The organism is Clavibacter sp. MX14-G9D, assembly GCF_032917815.1.
Classification (GTDB): Bacteria; Actinomycetota; Actinomycetes; order Actinomycetales; family Microbacteriaceae; genus Clavibacter; species Clavibacter michiganensis_K.
The window spans coordinates 1-5,077 of the sequence record NZ_JAVCVL010000191.1 but is presented as its reverse complement, the minus strand read 5'-3'; the positions used below and the strand labels follow the sequence as shown (position 1 = coordinate 5,077).

5 protein-coding genes and 1 pseudogene are annotated in these 5,077 nt (G+C 72.8%); 5 read left to right on the top strand and 1 reads right to left on the bottom strand.

The features are described from left to right. The 4 genes and pseudogenes from Q6969_RS12775 to Q6969_RS12760 all read left to right on the top strand — a co-directional run. Positions 1-268, top strand: a pseudogene (locus Q6969_RS12775) (hypothetical protein); the annotation flags it as partial. Continuing rightward, entirely contained in the window at positions 265-684 is a 420-nt protein-coding gene (locus tag Q6969_RS12770) for a phage holin family protein (protein ID WP_317230771.1), read from the top strand. The pseudogene Q6969_RS12775 and the gene Q6969_RS12770, both read left to right, overlap by 4 nt. Next, complete coding sequence (locus Q6969_RS12765; protein WP_317230770.1) at positions 681-1,244, top strand: DUF3618 domain-containing protein; 564 nt, start codon at positions 681-683, stop codon at positions 1,242-1,244. Before Q6969_RS12770 ends, Q6969_RS12765 begins: the two co-directional genes overlap by 4 nt. Positions 1,245-1,867: 623 nt before the next feature. After that, complete coding sequence (locus Q6969_RS12760) at positions 1,868-2,077, top strand: DUF3073 domain-containing protein (protein ID WP_012037444.1); 210 nt, start codon at positions 1,868-1,870, stop codon at positions 2,075-2,077. Positions 2,078-2,273: 196 nt separating this feature from the next. Here Q6969_RS12760 and purM read toward each other — a convergent pair whose 3' ends face one another. Beyond that, entirely contained in the window at positions 2,274-3,383 is a 1,110-nt protein-coding gene (gene purM, locus Q6969_RS12755) for a phosphoribosylformylglycinamidine cyclo-ligase (protein WP_317230769.1), read from the bottom strand. 89 nt (positions 3,384-3,472) lie between these two features. Here purM and purF point away from each other — a divergent pair, with 89 nt between their 5' ends. Continuing rightward, entirely contained in the window at positions 3,473-4,933 is a 1,461-nt protein-coding gene (gene purF, locus Q6969_RS12750; RefSeq protein WP_317230768.1) for an amidophosphoribosyltransferase, read from the top strand. The last annotated feature ends 144 nt before the right edge of the window (positions 4,934-5,077 follow it).

Genomic DNA, 5,077 nt, shown 5'->3' with positions numbered 1-5,077 from the left:
CACGGGCACGACGGGCGCCACGGGCCCCACGACGTCGCCGGCCGGCGTCGCCGCACCCGGGTACGTCGCCCCGGCGGCCCCCGCGGCCGCGACGACCGCGGACCTGCCGTCGACCCAGCTCGGCGCGGACGACCCGGTCGGCGTCGGCCCGTACGACGACGCGGACGACGTGACGGGCGCCACGCCCCTGTACGACGAGACGCGGCCCGTCGACCCGCTGACCGGGACCTTCGGCGCGGGCGACCCCACGGATCGGCCACGAGCATGAGCGACGGGCACACCCCCTCCGAGGAGAAGGCCGCGACCACGAGCCTCGGCGACCTCCTCGGCGACGTGACGAAGGACGTCTCCACGCTCATGCGGCAGGAGATCGCCCTCGCCAAGGCGGAGATCGGCGACTCGGCGAAGAAGGCCGGGAAGGGGGCGGGCCTGCTCGGCGGCGCCGGCTACGCGGGCGTCATGGCCGTGCTCTTCCTCTCCCTCGCCCTCATGTACGCCCTGGGCTACTGGTTCGACGACCTGGCCTGGGCCGCGGTCGTCGTGGCCGTGATCTGGGCCGTGATCGGCCTGGTCCTGTACCTGCAGGGCCGCAAGCAGCTCAAGACCGTGCAGGGCGCCCCCCGCACGGCCGAGAGCGTCAAGAGGATCCCCGAAGCGATGAAGAGGAACGAGGCAGACCGATGAGCGACAACCCCGACCAGATCCGCGCCGACATCGAGCGCACCCGCGAGGAGCTGAGCGTCGACGTGGACGCGGTGGCCGACAAGGTCACCCCCGCGAAGGTGGCCCAGCGCCAGACCGAGAAGGTGCGCGGCGCCTTCTCGAACGTCAAGGACAGCGTCCTCGGCTCCGCGAGCGATGCCCGCGCGAGCGCGGGCGACGCCGTCTCCGGCACCGCGGGCGGCGCGAAGGCCAGGGCGAGGGGCAACCCCCTCGGCCTCGGGCTCGTCGCGTTCGGCGCCGGCCTCGTCATCGCCTCGCTGATCCCGGCGAGCGACACGGAGAAGGAGCTCGCCTCGACCGTGAAGGACAAGGCGCAGCCACTCGTGGAGAAGGCGACCGACGCGGCCAAGGACGTCGCCGGCGAGCTCAAGGAGCCTGCGCAGCAGGCGGCGGAGGCGGTGAAGGGCACCGCGACCGACTCCGCCGAGACCGTCCGGTCCGAGGCGCAGTCCACCGCGCAGGACGTGAAGGGCAGCGCCCAGGACGCGAAGCAGACCGTCCAGGACGACGCCCGGAGCTGATCCGGAGCACCCGTCGAGGGGAGCCGCGCCCGTCGGCGCGGCTCCCCTCCCCTGTCGCCGGGCGGAGACGGCAGGTGACGCCCTCGCTCCCCAGGGTCCTCGAAAAGGGGGACATCGGGCTACACTCGTTAGCGCACGAACTCTTCCCCCGAGAGCTCGTGCAGGTCGACCGGAGAACCGGCGTGCGCCGATGGCGATGCACCCGGACCGGTCGGATGACGTCCGGATCGACCCGAAGGATCCGGATCCGCGCGGAGGCCGCGCCGCGAGTTCCCGCGGACGGCGCCGGCCTCCGCGCGACCCTCGTCAGTGGGAGGTCCGCACCCGCCCGGACCGGCTGAGCGCCGCGACGTCCGGCGGAGGGGCTGGCCCGTCCCTCGGCCGCGGCGGGGGTCTCAGCGGATTCGCGGCTCCGGGGACGCCCGGGTCCGCGCCCGGCCTCCCGGGGATCCACGCTCCGGACCGCGACGCGGACGGCTCCCGCAGGCCGTCCGGACGGGGAGGACACGCCCGGGACGACGAGGGCCACATGTTAGGGTAGCCCCTAGGTTTTCTCCAATCCCTGTCCGCTGCATCCAGCGTTGTCACCGCCCGTCGGGGCCTGAGTCGTGAGGGGGTCTCGCATGGGGCGCGGCCGTCAAAAAGCTAAGCACACCAAGATCGCGCGAGAGCTGAAGTCGTTCAGTCCCAATGTGGACTACACCCAGCTGGAGCGCGAGCTGACCACCCACGGGGCGGTCGACGAGCAGTACGCGGCCGAGGCCGCCAAGTGGGACGAGTACGCCGACGAGCCGGACGCCTACGTCCCGGGCGACGAGCAGAAGCGCGCCTGACCCCGCCGCCGGCTCGCGCCGGCCGCGCATCGGACCCGTCTCCTGGTGAGGCGGGTTCGTTCACGTGCGCCCGGTGCATCCGCGCGCCGCGCAGGCGAGGCGCTCCCGGGCGTCCGCGCACGGCGCAGGTGGATCGCCCGCAGGCGTGCCCGCGCCGAGCGCTCGAGGCGCTCGGGCACGAGCCGAAGGAGCCGGATCAGGCGCGGTAGGCGCCCGTGAGCCGCACGGCCCCGCCGTCGACGCCCTTGGCGCCCTGCTCGAACCCGGCGCCGACGGGGGCGTCGCCGATGGTCACGCGCCCCGCCTCCCACGTCGGGATCCCCGCGGCCGTCAGCGCGCGCGCGATGCCGTCCGCGGCCGCGGCGTCGACGACGACGATCATGCCGATGCCGAGGTTCCAGGTGCCCTCGGCGCTCTCGAGCGTCGAGCCGGCGATGCCCGCCAGCGCCCGGAACACCGCGGGCGGCGACCAGGTGGAGCGCTCCAGCTCGCTGAACGAGCCGCGCGGGAGGACGCGCGCGAGGTTGGCGGCGATGCCGCCCCCGGTGACGTGGCTGATGGCGTGCACGCCCGGACCTAGCTCCGGCTGCGCGAGCACGTCGAGCAGGGGCGTCGTGTAGAGGCGCGTGGGCTCGAGGAGCACCTCGCCCACGACCCCGCCGAGCTCGGCGGAGGTGTCGCCGAAGCCGATGCCGGCGGTCGCGAGGATGTGGCGGACGAGCGAGAAGCCGTTGCTGTGCAGGCCGCTCGACGCGAGCGCCAGCACGACGTCGCCGTCGCGCACGCGCTCCGCCCCCAGGACCCGGTCGGCCTCGACGGCGCCGACCGCGGCACCCGCGACGTCGTAGTCGTCCGGTCCGAGGAGGCCGGGGTGCTCGGCCGTCTCCCCGCCGACGAGCGCGGTGCCGGTGTCGGAGCAGGCGCGGGCGATGCCGGCGACGATGTCGGCGATGCGGGCCGGCACGACGCGGCCGCACGCGATGTAGTCCGTCATGAAGAGGGGCCGGGCGCCGACCACGACGATGTCGTCGACGACCATGCCCACCAGGTCCTGCCCGATGGTGTCGTGCTTGTCGATCGCCTGGGCGATGGCGACCTTCGTGCCCACGCCGTCCGTGGAGGTGGCGAGGAGCGGGTGGCGGAAGCGCGTGAGGGCGCTCGCGTCGAACAGCCCGGCGAAGCCGCCGAACCCGCCGATGACCTCGGGGCCGTGGGTGCGCGACACCGCGTCCTTCATCAGCTGGACCGCGAGATCGCCGGCCTCCGTGTCGACGCCGGCCTCTGCATACGAGCTCTTGGTGGTCACCGGGACAGAGTACCGGCCGACCGGCCCGCTCCCGTGTGGGAGACTGGCCGCTCCCCCACCTCTTCTACTCTTCAGGAGTCAGCCGAAGCATGTGCGGCATCGTCGGCGTCGTATCGTCCGAACCCGTCAACCAACTCGTCTACGACAGCCTCCTGCTCCTGCAGCACCGCGGTCAGGACTCCACCGGCATCGCCACGGCGGAGGGCAACACCTTCCACGTGAAGAAGCTCAGCGGCCAGGTCCGCGAGGCCTTCCGCACCCGCGACATGCGCGCGCTGCTCGGCACCATGGGCCTCGGGCACGTGCGGTACGCGACCCGCGGCAGCGCCGCCGACGAGGACGAGGCCCAGCCCTTCTACGTGAACGCGCCGTACGGCATCGTCCTCGTCCACAACGGCAACCTGACGAACACGCGGGAGCTGGCGCAGGAGCTCTTCCACGTCGACCGCCGCCACACCAACACGAGCTCCGACACCGAGCTGCTCGTCAACGTCCTCGCGCACGAGCTGCAGTCGCAGGTGTCGGGCCTCGCGCTCGATCCCGAGCAGGTGTTCACCGCCGTCGAGCGCGTGCACGAGCGCGTCCAGGGCTCCTACGCCTCCATCGCGATGATCGCGGGGCACGGCATGCTCGCGTTCCGCGACCCGTTCGGGATCCGCCCGCTCACCCTGGGCCGCCGCGAGCTCGCGGGCGGGCGCATGGAGTGGGTCGTGGCGAGCGAGTCCCTCGTCATGGAGTCGCTCGGCTACGAGATCGTGCGCGACGTGGCGCCCGGCGAGGCGGTCTTCATCACCATGGACGGCGAGATGCACGCGCGGCAGTGCCACCCGACGCCGCGCCTCATCCCCTGCGCCTTCGAGTTCGTGTACCTGGCGCGCCCCGACTCCGTCATGTCGGGCATCAGCGTGTACGACGCACGCCTGCGCATGGGCAACCGGCTCGCGGCGACCATCGCCGAGCACAGCCCGGCGGGCGACATCGACGTGGTCATGCCCATCCCGGACTCCTCGCGGCCGTCGGCCATGCAGGTCGCGCAGACGCTCGGCATCGAGTACCGCGAGGGCTTCTACAAGAACCGCTACGTCGGGCGGACGTTCATCATGCCGGGGCAGGCGCAGCGCAAGAAGTCGGTGCGGCAGAAGCTCAACGCGATGAGCTCGGAGTTCCGGGGCCAGAACATCCTCATCGTCGACGACTCCATCGTGCGCGGCACGACGAGCCGCGAGATCGTGACGATGGCCCGGCAGGCCGGGGCGAACAAGGTGACCTTCACCTCCGCGGCTCCCCCGGTCCGCTACCCGCACGTCTACGGCATCAACATGCCGTCGCGCGAGGAGCTCATCGCCCACGGGCGCAGGATCCCCGAGATCGCGCAGGAGCTCGGGGCCGACCACCTCATCTACCAGGAGGTCGCGGACATGCGCGACGCCATCATCGAGGGCTCGACCGGCGTCGAGGACCTCGAGATGAGCTGCTTCACGGGCGAGTACATCACCGGCAACGTCACGCCGGAGTACCTCTCGTGGCTGGAGCGCACGCAGCTCAGCTGACCGGAGCGGTGCCGGTCCTGTCCCGGCTCGCGGCGCCCGACGCGGGGTGCCGCGGAGTGATCGTCGGATCGGCGTCCGGTGCCGGCCAGCCATGACGCCGGGCTCGGTCAGACGCCGGGCTCGGTCAGGCGCCGGGCTCGGTCA

Excerpts from the sequence above, each read along its gene's own strand:
- Q6969_RS12770 (WP_317230771.1), top strand. The coding sequence starts at position 265 with ATGAGCGACGGGCACACCCCCTCCGAGGAGAAGGCCGCGACCACGAGC.
- Q6969_RS12765 (WP_317230770.1), top strand. The coding sequence starts at position 681 with ATGAGCGACAACCCCGACCAGATCCGCGCCGACATCGAGCGCACCCGC.
- Q6969_RS12760 (WP_012037444.1), top strand. The coding sequence starts at position 1,868 with ATGGGGCGCGGCCGTCAAAAAGCTAAGCACACCAAGATCGCGCGAGAG.
- purF (WP_317230768.1), top strand. The coding sequence starts at position 3,473 with ATGTGCGGCATCGTCGGCGTCGTATCGTCCGAACCCGTCAACCAACTC.